Consider the following 14,222-nt stretch of genomic DNA (forward strand, 5'->3'; position numbering starts at 1 on the left):
TTTCCGTCTTAAGATAGTAAAGTCTTATCATTAAAAACTTTAACAAGGAAGTGATGCGTTTTAGAATAAAAGGTAAAAAAGGTAAGCTACTAAGAGCGAATGGTGGATGCCTTGACTGGTAAAGGCGATGAAGGACGTACTAGACTGCGATAAGCTACGGGGAGCTGTCAAGAAGCTTTGATCCGTAGATTTCCGAATGGGGCAACCCAGTATATAGAGATATATACTACCATAATGGAGCGAACGTAGGGAATTGAAACATCTTAGTACCTACAGGAAAAGAAATCAATAGAGATTGCGTCAGTAGCGGCGAGCGAAAGCGTAAGAGGGCAAACCCAGTGCTTGCACTGGGGGTTGTAGGACTGCAATGTGCAATAAGTAAGGTTAGTAGAACACTCTGGAAAGTGTAGCCATAGAGGGTGATAGTCCCGTATACGAAAACCAAACTTTAGCTAGCAGTATCCTGAGTAGGGCGAAACACGTGGAATTTTGTCTGAAGCTGGGTCGACCACGATCCAACCCTAAATACTAATACCAGATCGATAGTGCACAAGTACCGTGAGGGAAAGGTGAAAAGAACTGAGGTGATCAGAGTGAAATAGAACCTGAAACCATTTGCTTACAATCATTCAGAGCCCTATGTAGCAATACAGGGTGATGGACTGCCTTTTGCATAATGAGCCTGCGAGTTGTGGTGTCTGGCAAGGTTAAGCACACGCGAAGCCGTAGCGAAAGCGAGTCTGAATAGGGCGCTTAAGTCAGATGCTGCAGACCCGAAACGAAGTGATCTATCCATGAGCAAGTTGAAGCTAGTGTAAGAACTAGTGGAGGACTGAACCCGCTAGCGTTGAAAAGCTATGGGATGACTTGTGGATAGGGGTGAAAGGCCAATCAAACTTCGTGATAGCTGGTTCTCTCCGAAATATATTTAGGTATAGCGTTGTGTCGTAATATAAGGGGGTAGAGCACTGAATGGGCTAGGGCATACACCAATGTACCAAACCCTATCAAACTCCGAATACCTTATATGTAATCACAGCAGTCAGGCGGCGAGTGATAAAATCCGTCGTCAAGAGGGAAACAACCCAGACTATCAGCTAAGGTCCCCAAGTCTTACTTAAGTGGAAAACGATGTGAAGTTACTTAAACAACCAGGAGGTTGGCTTAGAAGCAGCCATCCTTTAAAGAAAGCGTAATAGCTCACTGGTCTAGTGATTTTGCGCGGAAAATATAACGGGGCTAAAGTAAGCACCGAAGCTATAGACTTAGTTTTACTAAGTGGTAGGAGAGCGTTCTATTTGCGTCGAAGGTATACCGGTAAGGAGTGCTGGAGCGAATAGAAGTGAGCATGCAGGCATGAGTAGCGATAATTAATGTGAGAATCATTAACGCCGTAAACCCAAGGTTTCCTACGCGATGCTCGTCATCGTAGGGTTAGTCGGGTCCTAAGCCGAGTCCGAAAGGGGTAGGTGATGGCAAATTGGTTAATATTCCAATACCAACATTAGTGTGCGATGGAAGGACGCTTAGGGCTAAGCAAGCTAGCGGATGGAAGTGCTAGTCTAAGGATGTAGGAGCTTATATAGGCAAATCCGTATAAGAATACTCCGAGATCTTAAAGGCTCTTTGAAGTCTTCGGATGGATAGGAGAATTGCTGATGCCGTCGAGCCAAGAAAAGTTTCTAAGTTTAGCTAATGTTGCCCGTACCGTAAACCGACACAGGTGGGTGGGATGAGTATTCTAAGGCGCGTGGAAGAACTCTCTTTAAGGAACTCTGCAAAATAGCACCGTATCTTCGGTATAAGGTGTGGTTCGCTTTGTATTAGAATTTACTTCGAAAGCAAAGAAACTTACAACAAAGAGTCCCTCCCGACTGTTTACCAAAAACACAGCACTCTGCTAACTCGTAAGAGGATGTATAGGGTGTGACGCCTGCCCGGTGCTCGAAGGTTAATTGATGGGGTTAGCATTAGCGAAGCTCTTGATCGAAGCCCGAGTAAACGGCGGCCGTAACTATAACGGTCCTAAGGTAGCGAAATTCCTTGTCGGTTAAATACCGACCTGCATGAATGGCGTAACGAGATGGGAGCTGTCTCAAAGAGGGATCCAGTGAAATTGTAGTGGAGGTGAAAATTCCTCCTACCCGCGGCAAGACGGAAAGACCCCGTGGACCTTTACTACAGCTTGACACTGCTATTTGGATAAGAATGTGCAGGATAGGTGGGAGGCTTTGAGTAATAGACGCCAGTTTATTATGAGCCATTGTTGAGATACCACTCTTTCTTATTTGGGTAGCTAACTAGCTTGAGTTATCCTCAAGTAGGACAATGTCTGGTGGGTAGTTTGACTGGGGCGGTCGCCTCCCAAATAATAACGGAGGCTTACAAAGGTTGGCTCAGAACGGTTGGAAATCGTTCGTAGAGTATAAAGGTATAAGCCAGCTTAACTGCAAGACATACAAGTCAAGCAGAGACGAAAGTCGGTCTTAGTGATCCGGTGGTTCTGTGTGGAAGGGCCATCGCTCAAAGGATAAAAGGTACCCCGGGGATAACAGGCTGATCTCCCCCAAGAGCTCACATCGACGGGGAGGTTTGGCACCTCGATGTCGGCTCATCGCATCCTGGGGCTGGAGCAGGTCCCAAGGGTATGGCTGTTCGCCATTTAAAGCGGTACGCGAGCTGGGTTCAGAACGTCGTGAGACAGTTCGGTCCCTATCTGCCGTGGGCGTAAGAAGATTGAAGAGATTTGACCCTAGTACGAGAGGACCGGGTTGAACAAACCACTGGTGTAGCTGTTGTTCTGCCAAGAGCATCGCAGCGTAGCTAAGTTTGGAAAGGATAAACGCTGAAAGCATCTAAGCGTGAAGCCAACTCTAAGATGAATCTTCTCTAAGCTCTCTAGAAGACTACTAGTTTGATAGGCTGGGTGTGTAATGGATGAAAGTCTTTTAGCTGACCAGTACTAATAGAGCGTTTGGCTTATCTTTTTTTATAAGCATCACTTCCTTGTTAAGGTTTTTAAAATCTTAAAAGGTAAAAAAGTTTTTTAAACTTGCTCTTAACATTGTTTTTTAAGTATTCTTAATAAAGAATATTTAAATAACAATGTCCGTGATTATACAGATGTGGAGACGCCTTGTCCCATCCCGAACCAAGAAGCTAAGCACATCGTGGGTGATGATACTACGCCTTACTGGCAGGGGGAAAGTAGCTCATTGCGGACTTGTTAATTCTTATTATTCTTACTTTATATATAATCCTATGTTTATTTTTATTGTTAGTTATTAAAATTATTTAGTTATTTATTGGTTTAACTTTTAAATTAGTTTATTTTTTAATTGATTGTTTTATTTTTTTAAATTTTTATGGTTTTTAATTTATTCTGTTTTTTATTTTTTTAGTTTTATTATTTTATTTCTTCTGGTTGTTTTAATTTTTCGGTTTTAAAATACTTATAATAAATTTGGTAAATTTGGTTTTTATTTTTTAATTGGGATGATTTTTAGGTTTTATTATTTTATTTTTTTATTTAATTATATTCTTTTTTAGTTTTTTAATTTATTTTTATTCTTTATTTTTTATGGATTGTGTTGAGAGATTTTTATAGTTTATTTAATAAAAAGCTAGCTTAGAGTATTTAGCTAGCAATATTATGTTTGTGTATGATTTATGGTGTGATAGTGTGTATATCTTTAAGATATTCAAAATGCTTAAGTTTAATGTATTTTTCTTTATTTCCTATTATAAAAATAGCTATTTTTTAGTGTTAGATTTAGTTTTAGGTTTTTATTGTTTAGCTTGTAAAATAAATTATTTTAGTGTTAGAGTGGATAAAGTATTGGTATAGAGATTTATTTTTTACAAAAGAGTGTTTGTAAGTGAGTTTGAGTGAGAAATAGTTTTTAGTTTAATCTTATGGGTTTAGATTGTTTGTTTTAGGTATGGTTGGGTTGGGGTGATGAGGATAATTAATTAAAAGATGTGATTTGGATTTGGTATGTGTTTGTTTTGGTTTTTTATAATTTTAAAAATTTATTTGGAGGATAAATGAAAAAAGTATTTTTTGCATTATGTTTTAGCTCTTTAGTGTTATTAGCAAATAGTAAAAGTATTGATGTTTATGAAAGTCCAACATGTGGATGTTGTGATTTATGGGCTGATTATATGAAAACAAAAGGATATAAAGTTAATGTTTATAAAACTAATGATTTTTTAAAAATTAAAGAAGAATATAAAATTCAAGATATGTATCAAAGTTGTCATACGGGTATAATTGATGGTTATGCTATAGAAGGCCATGTTCCTGAAGATGCGGTTGCTTGGCTTTTAGAAAATAAACCAAAAGATGTTATAGGAATTTCAGCACCTGGTATGCCTCAAGGTAGTCCTGGAATGGAACAAGGATATGAAGAAGAGTATCCTGTTATATTAATGCTAAAAAATGGTGATTATAAAATCTATGCTTTTTATAAAGGACATCAAAAAATTTAAATTAGCATAAATGTGTTTTATAATTAGTGGATTTTGTAAATTATAGGTATTTTTATATGAAATGTTTTTTCATATTGAGGGAAATTTTTTGAAGCAATTTGTATGGTTTTTAGAGCACTTTCATTTAAAATTTTATATTTTGATGGTGTGATAATTTTTAAATTTTTTAATTCCTTTTCTTTTGTCCATGTAAATTCTAAAAAAATTTCCCCGCTTATACGCATTTTTTTAGCTTGTCTAGGATAAATTAAAGCTTTATCTATAGCTAGTTTTACTTCTTTTAAAAGTTCATTATTGTTATTATTTAGTGAAATACTTTCTTCTTGCGGTGCAATATTTTCTTGTAGTGTTGGTTGTTTTGTGTTTATAATTTCTTGATTTTTTTCGATGCTGACTTCTTTTTGAAGTGGTTTTTCTAAAAGTTTTTCTTTTTTGGTATTTTTTTGCTGTTTGTTTGTGATTTTTTGTTCTTTTTCAATTTGCTTTTTGTCTATTTTTTCATTTGTGTTACTTGGTGGAGTTGGCATAGCTTGATGTAAAAAATGTGTTATTGCTAGATTAAACTGATCTTCTTTAATATTAGTATGTTTTATATGTAAAAAATTTTTAGAATAAACCAATGAAAACAATATAAAAGAAAATAAAAAAGATGTAATAAAAAAAGATTGATTTTTATGGTTATTTATAAATTTAGTCATCTTTTGCGCTCTGTTATGATTTGAAAATTTTCATGATTTTTTCTTTTTAAAATTTCAATTATTTGGATAAAACTTTCGAATTTAGCATTTTTATCACTTTTTAATTCTATTAGTGTTTTTGAATCTGTATTGTTGATTTTTATAGCGATTTCTTCTAAAGAATTTAATTTATCATTTATGAAAAAATTATTATTTTTATCGATTAAGATGCTTAATTTATCTTTGTTTTCGTTTATATTATTTGAAATTTCACTTTTTGGTAAATCAATTTGTATTTTTCCATGTGCTATAAAAGTAGATATACTTAAAACAATGGCTAGTAAAACTAACATTATATCTATAAAAGGTATGATGTTTAAACCTTCATTTTTTGGAAGTTTAAGCATTATTATCCTTAAAAATACGATATGAGTTACTCAAAAGAGATATTTTTCTAAGTAATCCATTATAAGCCATTAAAGATGGAATAGCAACTAATATTCCTAAAGCAGTGGCTTTTAGAGCTAAGGATAATCCAATTACTATTGATTTTACATCAATATCTCCGCTTAAACCCATATCATAAAATGTTATCATAATTCCAACCACTGTTCCTAAAAGTCCTACATAAGGTGCGTTTGTGTAGATTATGTAAATCATTGTTAGATTTTCACTAATAGCATCATCAAAATTTTCTTGTTTTTTATAATCATTAAAATTTATTTTTCTAAAAAACAAAATACGCTCTATAGTGCAATAAAAAGCTAAAAAAGCCATAATTCCCAAAACTATGAAAATGATTAAGTCAATATAAGTTTTTAAAAATTCCATTTTTCTCCATTTGTTTAAATTTTTTGAAATTATATTCTTATAAGCTAAATTTTTTATTAATATCAATTATCATAATTGATATTAAATTTATATAAAATTAATAATTGTTATCATAATATAACGATTTTAAATTTTTTAGCAAGAAAGGAAATAATGAAAAAACATATTTTGTCAGTTTGTGTTGCTAGTTTTTTAGCTTCTAATGCTTTATCGCAAGAGGTTTTACTAGATAGCTCTATAGTAAGTGCTTCTGGATTTTCTCAAGATATCAAAGAAGCTCCTGCTACTATAAATGTGATTAGCAAAAAAGATTTAGAAAGTAAGCCTTATAGGGATGTTGCTGAGGCAATTGCAGATATTCCTGGAGTGGATTTATTTGCTAGCAAAGGAAAAACTGGTTCTTATAATATTACTATGAGAGGAATTACCGGTTATACTTTAATTTTAATTGATGGGCGTCGTCAAGGCATAGGTGGAGAAGTTGGGCCTAATGGTTTTAATGAAATTTCAAATTCATTTTTACCACCAATTTCTAGTATAGAAAGAATAGAAGTAATAAAAGGGCCAATGAGTACTTTATATGGTTCTGAAGCTTTGGGTGGTGTTGTAAATATCATCACAAAAAAAGTAAGTGATAAATGGGAAACATCAGTCAGTTTAGATAGTATTTTTAACACACACAAAGAATGGGGCAATTCTTATGGAACTAGTATATATTCTAGTGGTCCATTGATGAATGATCGTTTAGGACTTGCTTTGCGTTTTAGAGAATTTTATAGAGAACAATCTAATGTTGAATTTAGCAATGGAAGTGGCCAAAGAGTGCAAGGTGATCAAGCACAAAGCCCTACAAAAGCTAATAATTTTAATTTAGGAACTCGGTTAAATTATTTAGTAGATGATTATAATACTTTGATATTTGATATTGATTTTTCAAGAAATCATTATGATAATAAAAAAGGCCAATTAGGCACACTGACTAAGCCAACAGATAAAAATGATGGTTCTTTAACTGGTGGTTATACAGATACTATGCAAGTAGATAAGTTGGTAACTTATTTAAGCCATGATGGTGTTTATGAGAATTTTTCGATTACTTCTACTTTGCAGTATAATCGTGTGAGTAATGATGGTAGAGAAGTAGTTGGCCAAAAAACACAGCCATTTTTAGGACAAAATAGAGATATACTAGCTGAAGATATTATTTTAGATACAAAATCAGTTATTCCTTTAGGCCAAAGTCACATTTTAAGCGTGGGTGGTGAATATAGACTTGAGAAAATGCAAGATAAAATCGCTAATCCTACTAATTTTGATCAATATTTATTAGCTTTTTTTGCAGAAGATGAGTATAGCATAAGAGATGATTTAAGATTTACTTTTGGTGCAAGGTATAATCATCATGAAATTTTTGGAAATAACATCTCTCCAAGAGCTTATTTAGTTTATAATCCTACCAGCGAACTTACCTTAAAAGGTGGTGTTTCAACTGGCTTTAGAACCCCTTATGCTAATAGATTAATAGCAGGAAGTTATAATTATGGAGGTCAAGGAAAATATCCTATATATGGAAATCCAAATTTAAAAGAAGAAACATCGCTTAACTATGAATTAGGTGCTGTTTATAATAATGATTTGTTTTATATTTTGGCAACTGGGTTTTTAACCAATTTCAAAGATAAAATTTCTAGTCAAAAATTTAGCAATGGCAGTATGATTTCTGGCGTTGGAATGTGTGAAGCTGGTACTTGTTATCAAGCGATTAATCATGGAAAAGTTGAATACAAAGGCATAGAACTTGGAGCAGGGATTTCTCCTATAGAGCATTTAAATTTAGATTTAGCTTATACTTATCTTGATAGTGAAGTAAAAGATGCACAAGATAAAAGTTTAATAGGAAAGCCTGAAAATGGTGATTTAAAACATAATATCATGCTAAAAGCAAGTTATAATATCTTTAATAAATTTACTCCATGGGTAAAAGGTGAGTGGCAAATAGATCGTTATATGGGTGATACAAATATCAACAGAGAATATTATCAAGATGTCTTTTTAGCTTCTATGGGTGTGCGTTATGATATCAATAAAAATTGGAATATCAATGCATCAATTTATAATCTTTTTGATAAAAGTTTTACAAATGATTGGGAATCTTATAAGAGTAAGGGTGAAGATATTTGGGTAAATACCTACAACCGCATTGAAGAAGGAAGAAGGTTTTATATTTCTATAAATGGTAATTTTTAACTTTCTATTTGCGGAGAGCCAAAGAGTTTATTAAGAGCTTCTTTGGTTTCTTCTTTTGGATCATATTTTTTAGCATCTTTTTTAAAATTTTCAAAATGCTCATTTAAATTTGGAGTATTTGTTGTTTCTTGTTTTATGGGCGTTTTGAATATATCTTGTAATTTTTGTGTTTCTAAGGGTTCTATTTTTTGAATTTTAATTTGTGCATTTTCCCCAAAGAGTTCATGAAGTAATGTCTTAATAAGCTTAAAACCATTATTTAAAACTATTCTATCATTGTCTTTTGCATGAGAACTTATATTTAAAATATTATTTTCAAAAGAGATAAATTGCGTTGTTTTTTTGAAAACCTCTGCTAAATCATAATCTCTTTTATAAATGGTTTTTAATAAATTTTCATAAGGATTAAGTTTTTCTTCTTTAGGGGTTTGTTGAATAGGAGGAATTTCTTGTTGTTTTGGACTTGGCGTGTTATCTTGTTTTGAACCTTTAATAGCCTCATCAATGGTTTTTAAATGTGTTGCTTCTATAAGCATAAAAGCCATAACGCAAAGAACAAAACTATCATCGTCACTTGAATTTAGCATTGTTTTAGCACGCGAAAGAATTCTAAAAAATCTTTCATAAATTAACATAGAAAAAAGATTATTTTTAGCAAAGAAAGCTTCTTTTAAAAAAAATATCATTTCATCAATAACATTACTTGCTTCATAATCTTCAAAATCTTTTAAAAATTCAAGAACCTTGTCTTTATTGCTATTTAAAATAGCTTGATAAAATTCTTCGATTTTAGCAGGATCTAAAAAACCTAGCATTGTTGTTATTTTTTGCGTTTGTATGTGATTTTGACAATATACTATAGCTTGATCAAGTAAGGTTAAAGTATCTCTTAAAGATCCATTTCCACTTCTTGCAATGAGTTTCAAAGCTTCTTTTTCATAGCTTATATTTTCTTTTTCTAAAATCCACTCAAGATGATTTAAAATATCATGTGTAGAAATTTGTTTAAACCTAAAATGCTGCGTTCTTGAAAGAACAGTTGCTGGTAATTTTAAAGGATCAGTTGTAGCAAGTATAAATTTCACATAGCTTGGTGGCTCTTCTAATGTTTTAAGTAAAGCATTTGCAGCTTGCGAGGTAAGCATATGAACTTCATCAATGATGAAAATTTTAAATCTTGCTAATGATGGAGCATACTTAACTTGCTCGATAAGCTCTTGTATGTCTTCTAAACTTCTATGGCTTGCAGCATCCATTTCTATAATGTCTATATTTGATCCATTTAATGAAGATATACATTGAGAGCATTCTCCACAAGGGTTAGCACTTGGCCCTTTTTCGCACACCAAAGCTCTTGAAAAAATTCTTGCACTTGAAGTTTTTCCACTTCCTCGTAAGCCTGAAAATAAATATGCATGCGCTAAGCGATTATTTTCAAGCGCGTATTTTAAACTTGTAGAAACGGTGTTTTGTCCTACAAGTTCATTGAAATTTTTTGGTCTATATTTTATAGCTAGTGCTTGAAGCATTTTTACTCATTCATAATAGATAATAATTCTTCATTACTTTTAGTTTTAAGCATTTTTGAATATAAAAATTTTAACGCTTCTATATCATCCATTTGAGAGATAGCTGATCTTATAGCCCATATTTTTTGTAATTTTTCCACCCCTTGAAGCAGTTCTTCTTTTCTAGTTCCTGATTTTATTATATTTATAGCAGGATAAATTCTTCTATCAGATATACTTCTATCTAATACTATTTCACTATTTCCCGTGCCTTTAAATTCTTCAAAAATAACTTCATCCATTCTTGATCCTGTTTCAATTAAGGCAGTTGCTATGATAGTTAGTGAGCCACCATTTTCTATATTTCTAGCAGCTCCAAAAAAGCGTTTTGGTTTATGCAATGCATTTGCATCAACCCCACCGCTTAATACCTTGCCACTACTAGGAGTTGCGGTATTATAAGCTCTTGCTAATCTTGTGATAGAATCAAGCAATATAATCACATCTTTTCCAGTTTCTACCATTCTTTTTGCTTTTTCTATAACAAGCTCAGCTACTCTAACATGATTATAAGCTGGTAAATCAAAAGTAGAGCTAAACACTTCACCCTTTACACATCTTTGCATATCGGTAACTTCTTCTGGTCTTTCATCAACTAAAAGAACTATTAAATGTGCTTCTGGATGATTTTTAGCTATAGCTGCGGCTAGTTCTTTCATTAATTCTGTTTTACCTGTTCTAGGAGGAGCTACTATAAGTCCGCGTTGCCCTTTTCCTATAGGTGCAAAAAGATCAAGCATTCTTCCAGTTAATTTAAGTGGATCATATTCTAGTTTAATTTTTTGAGTTGGAAAAATAGGAGTTAGATTATCAAATAAAGGCCTTTCTCTAGCTTCTTTTAAAGGGAGATAATTAATCGCTTCAATTTTTAATAAAGCATAGTATTTTTCTTGATCTTTTGGCTCTCTAACTTGTCCTGTTACTATATCTCCAACACGCAGAGCAAATTTACGAATTTGTGAGTTTGATACATAAGCATCATTTACACTATCGCTTAAATTTGAATCCATTCCGCGTAAAAAGCCATAGCCTTCTGGAGAAATTTCTAAAATCCCTGTAAAAAGTATAAAGCCACCTTTTTTTGTTTGAGCTTTTAAAATTTCAAATATAAGATCTTGTCTTCTAAATTCTCTTGGATTTTCTATATCAGCTTCGCTAGCTATTTTTATTAAGCTTTCTAAATCAAGCAACTTTAAATCTTCTATTTTGTAGCCTTCCACAGGAATGTGTGTTCGTTGATGTTGTTTTTTTTCTTTCGTATTTTCCATATATCCTCTAAAATGTAGAAAATGTAGTATTTAAAAATGAATACAAGATTTTATTAAAAAAAATACTATTTTGTCAAATTTTTGAAATTATAATATAGCTTTGTAAATATTTTTAAAATTGTAATTTTTAAAAAGATGATAAAATATTTTAAAAAATTTAAAGAAAGTAAAATAATGAAATGCAAGCACTGTCAGTTAGATTTTAAACAAGAGCAGATGATTGAAAAAAATGGATCTTACTTTTGCTGTAAAGGTTGTCAAAGTGTTTATGAAATACTTAAAGAAAGCGGTTTAGAAGAATTTTATGAAAAACTTGGGAATCAAACACTATCTCCTGTTGAAATTAATCATAATGTCAAAGACTATGAAAAATACATACAAAAGACTGAAGATGGTTTTAGTGAAATTTTTTTATTAATAGAAGAAATTCATTGTGCTGCTTGTGTTTGGTTAAATGAAAAAATTTTGATAAAAAGTGATGGAGTGATAGAAGTAGACATAAATTCTATTACTCATAAAGCTAGAATTGTTTTTGATGCAAATATTATTAATTTAGCAAAAATCATACAAAATATAGAAAGTATAGGATACAAAGCTAGTGTATATTCTCCAACAAAAAGTGAGCAAAGAGCGACACAAACTAAAAGAGATTTTTATGCAAAATTAATTGTCGCTTTAGCTTGTGTGATGAATATTATGTGGATATCTGTTGCAAAATATGCAGGTTTTTTTAGTGGAATGGATGCTGATACAAAAGATATTTTACATTTTGCTGAATTTTTACTTTGCACTCCTGTGCTTTTTTATACAGGTTCTGTTTTTTATAAAAATGCATATTATGCTTTAAAATTTAAAAACATTAATATGGATACTTTGGTAATTAGCGGAGCAAGTTTAGCCTATATATATTCTTTGTGGGCAATGTTTTCAAGAGCTTCTCAAGTGTATTTTGATTCTGTTGCAATGATAATTTGTTTTGTTTTTATAGGTAAGTATTTAGAACTTTTAAGTAAGAAAAAAGCACTTGATACACTCGATCATTTAAGATCGTTACTTTGTGATGAAGTAAGGGTTTTAAGAAATAATAAAATAGAACTTGTTGATGTTGAAGAAGTAAAAATAGGAGACATTATAGAATTAAAAGAAGGAGATATTGTTTTAATTGATGGTGAGTGTGTAAGTGGTAATGCAAGTTTAGATGTTTCTAGTTTAAGTGGAGAAAGCATACCAATAGATATTCAAAAAAAAGATATTATATATTCTGCTTCTTTGGTGTTAAATGGTAATATTTTATATGAAGCAAAAGCACTTTATAAGGATTCTAAACTAGCTCGGATTATTACTTTACTTGAAAATTCAAGCTCAAAAAAAGCAAAAATTGAAAAAAAAGTTAATCAAATTAGTAGATATTTTTCGCCTATTATTTTAACTTGTTCTTTTTTGTGTTTTATTTTTACTTATTTTATTTTAAATTTAACAATAGAAGAAGCTGTTATTAGAATGGTTTCTGTATTAATTATAGCTTGTCCTTGTGCTTTGGCGTTGGCAACTCCTGTGAGTTCGCTAGTTGCAATTAGCACGGCTTTAAAAGAAAAAATTTTATTTAAAGAAGCTGGAGTTGTAGAAGATTTAAGTAAATGCAATATAGCTGTTTTTGATAAAACAGGTGTTTTAACTAAGGCTAAATTAGAAGTTAAAAAAAGTATTTTAGATGATGATTTAGATATAAATGAATTGATTTGTTTTTTGAGATTAACCAACCATCCAGTTGCCAAAAGTATTTTAGATTATTTAAAAGATGGTGTATTAGAAAACATTAGATTTGAAAATATACAAAATTTTCAAGCAAAGGGTTATAAGGCTTTTATAAAGGAGAATGAATTTTTAGGTGGAAATAAAAGATTTTTCAATGAGAATAATATATATATAAATAAAATAGATGAAATTCAAGGAACGCATTTTATATTTGCTAAAAATAAAAAGATTTTAGCAATTTTTGAATTAGAAGATCAAATCAGAGAAAGCTCTCAAAAATTAATTAATTTTATGAAAAAACAAAATATGCAAATTTACATGTTAACAGGTGATAATCAAAACGCTGCGGAAAAAGTAGCATATGCTTTAGGAATAAAAAACTATAAAGCCTCTTGTATGCCAGAAGATAAAATGCAAATGGTATATGAGTTAAATCAGCAGGGTAAGGTTTTAATGATAGGAGATGGGGTAAATGATGCTTTAGCTCTTTCTTATGCAGGTGTTGGCATTTCTTTAAAAGAAGGTTCTGAGCTTGCAATGCAAAATTGTGATATTATTTTACTTAAAAATGATCTACAAAGTTTGCAAAAAGCAATTTTAATTTCCAAAAAAACTTATATGATTATAAAACAAAATTTAGCTTTTTCATTGTTTTATAATGCTCTAACTATGCCTTTAGCTTTTTTTGGACTAATCAATCCTCTTATAGCAGCTTTATCTATGTCTTTTAGTAGTATAATAGTAGTTTTAAATGCATTAAGGATTAAAAAATGAATGGCGTTTTGATGATGATGATAGGCGTTTCACTGATTGCTTTATTTTTAGCAATATGTGCTTTGCTTTGGGGGATTAAAAACAAACAATTTGATGATGATTATAAATTCACTACTTTAAATGATAGTGAAGAAGCTTTAAATGATGCGTATTTGCTTGAAAAAAGAAAAGAAGAAGCGTTAAAGAATAAAAAACAATAAAACAGCCAAAGAGGCTGTTTTGATTTATTTTTTTAGGCTTTCGATGTAATTTTCAATAGCTTGAAAATCTGCTTCTGTTAAACCTTTAAGATTGATTTTCATGATAGCACCTTGGCCATAAGCATTTCTTGTACCTGCTGCATATTCTTTCATGTATTGTAATCTTTCAGCTGGAGTTAAAGAATTTAAAGCTGGAACTTTATTTAAGTAAACTTTATCAGCTTTTGCACCATGGCAAACTGCACATTTTTTATAAAGTGTAGCACCATCTGCAGCATAAGCTGAAACGCCAAGACAAGCTAACGCCGATAAAACAAGTAATTTTTTCATTGTATTTCTCCTATAAAATTGAAAATAAAATACTACTAATTATATGATTTTTTTATTTATATTGGCTTAAAAAAATAATCG

The 14,222-nt window shown here is 31.5% G+C and carries 10 protein-coding genes and 2 rRNA genes; 6 read left to right on the plus strand and 6 right to left on the minus strand.

Annotation, left to right across the window (positions count from 1 at the left end; genetic code table 11):
- Positions 1-79 precede the first annotated feature (79 nt).
- From CPEL_RS02840 to CPEL_RS02855, 3 genes are all read left to right on the plus strand, one after another.
- Positions 80-2,987: ribosomal RNA gene (locus CPEL_RS02840) — 23S ribosomal RNA — on the plus strand.
- A 120-nt stretch (positions 2,988-3,107) separates the two neighbouring features.
- A 5S ribosomal RNA gene (gene rrf, locus CPEL_RS02845) occupies positions 3,108-3,224 on the plus strand.
- Positions 3,225-4,047: 823 nt separating this feature from the next.
- Positions 4,048-4,491: a DUF411 domain-containing protein gene (locus tag CPEL_RS02855; protein WP_044598531.1), complete on the plus strand. Its 444-nt coding sequence runs from the start codon at positions 4,048-4,050 to the stop codon at positions 4,489-4,491.
- Between the two features lie 23 nt (positions 4,492-4,514).
- Here CPEL_RS02855 and CPEL_RS02860 read toward each other — a convergent pair whose 3' ends face one another.
- From CPEL_RS02860 to exbB, 3 genes are read right to left on the minus strand one after another with little or no spacing between them, the layout of a single operon-like run.
- On the minus strand, positions 4,515-5,189 hold the full coding sequence (locus CPEL_RS02860; RefSeq protein ID WP_044598532.1) for an energy transducer TonB: 675 nt from the start codon (positions 5,187-5,189) through the stop codon (positions 4,515-4,517).
- Positions 5,186-5,575: a TonB system transport protein ExbD gene (gene exbD / locus CPEL_RS02865; protein WP_044598533.1), complete on the minus strand. Its 390-nt coding sequence runs from the start codon at positions 5,573-5,575 to the stop codon at positions 5,186-5,188. Before exbD ends, CPEL_RS02860 begins: the two co-directional genes overlap by 4 nt.
- A complete protein-coding gene (exbB, locus tag CPEL_RS02870; RefSeq protein WP_044598534.1) occupies positions 5,568-5,999 on the minus strand; it encodes a TonB-system energizer ExbB in 432 nt (143 codons plus the stop codon). The genes exbD and exbB overlap by 8 nt, the downstream gene beginning before the upstream one ends.
- 153 nt (positions 6,000-6,152) lie before the next feature.
- On the opposite strand from exbB, the gene cfrA reads away from it, so the two are divergent.
- On the plus strand, positions 6,153-8,246 hold the full coding sequence (gene cfrA / locus CPEL_RS02875; RefSeq protein WP_044598535.1) for a TonB-dependent ferric enterobactin receptor CfrA: 2,094 nt from the start codon (positions 6,153-6,155) through the stop codon (positions 8,244-8,246).
- On the opposite strand, the gene CPEL_RS02880 is transcribed toward cfrA, so the two are convergent.
- Positions 8,243-9,775 (minus strand): DNA polymerase III subunit gamma/tau, encoded by a 1,533-nt coding sequence (locus CPEL_RS02880; RefSeq protein WP_044598536.1) that lies wholly within the window; start codon positions 9,773-9,775, stop codon positions 8,243-8,245. The genes cfrA and CPEL_RS02880 overlap by 4 nt on opposite strands.
- A 2-nt stretch (positions 9,776-9,777) precedes the next feature.
- A complete protein-coding gene (gene rho, locus CPEL_RS02885; protein ID WP_044598537.1) occupies positions 9,778-11,082 on the minus strand; it encodes a transcription termination factor Rho in 1,305 nt (434 codons plus the stop codon).
- A gap of 174 nt (positions 11,083-11,256) precedes the next feature.
- On the opposite strand from rho, the gene CPEL_RS02890 reads away from it, so the two are divergent.
- Entirely contained in the window at positions 11,257-13,611 is a 2,355-nt protein-coding gene (locus CPEL_RS02890; protein ID WP_044598538.1) for a heavy metal translocating P-type ATPase, read from the plus strand.
- Positions 13,608-13,811 carry a cbb3-type cytochrome oxidase assembly protein CcoS gene (ccoS, locus tag CPEL_RS02895; RefSeq protein WP_044598539.1) on the plus strand — a complete coding sequence of 68 codons (204 nt, stop codon included), beginning with the start codon at positions 13,608-13,610 and terminating at the stop codon, positions 13,809-13,811. The genes CPEL_RS02890 and ccoS overlap by 4 nt, the downstream gene beginning before the upstream one ends.
- Before the next feature lie 24 nt (positions 13,812-13,835).
- On the opposite strand, the gene CPEL_RS02900 is transcribed toward ccoS, so the two are convergent.
- Positions 13,836-14,141: a cytochrome c553 gene (locus CPEL_RS02900; protein WP_044598540.1), complete on the minus strand. Its 306-nt coding sequence runs from the start codon at positions 14,139-14,141 to the stop codon at positions 13,836-13,838.
- Positions 14,142-14,222 lie beyond the last annotated feature (81 nt).

The organism is Campylobacter peloridis LMG 23910, from assembly GCF_000816785.1.
Lineage (GTDB): Bacteria > Campylobacterota > Campylobacteria > Campylobacterales > Campylobacteraceae > Campylobacter_D > Campylobacter_D peloridis.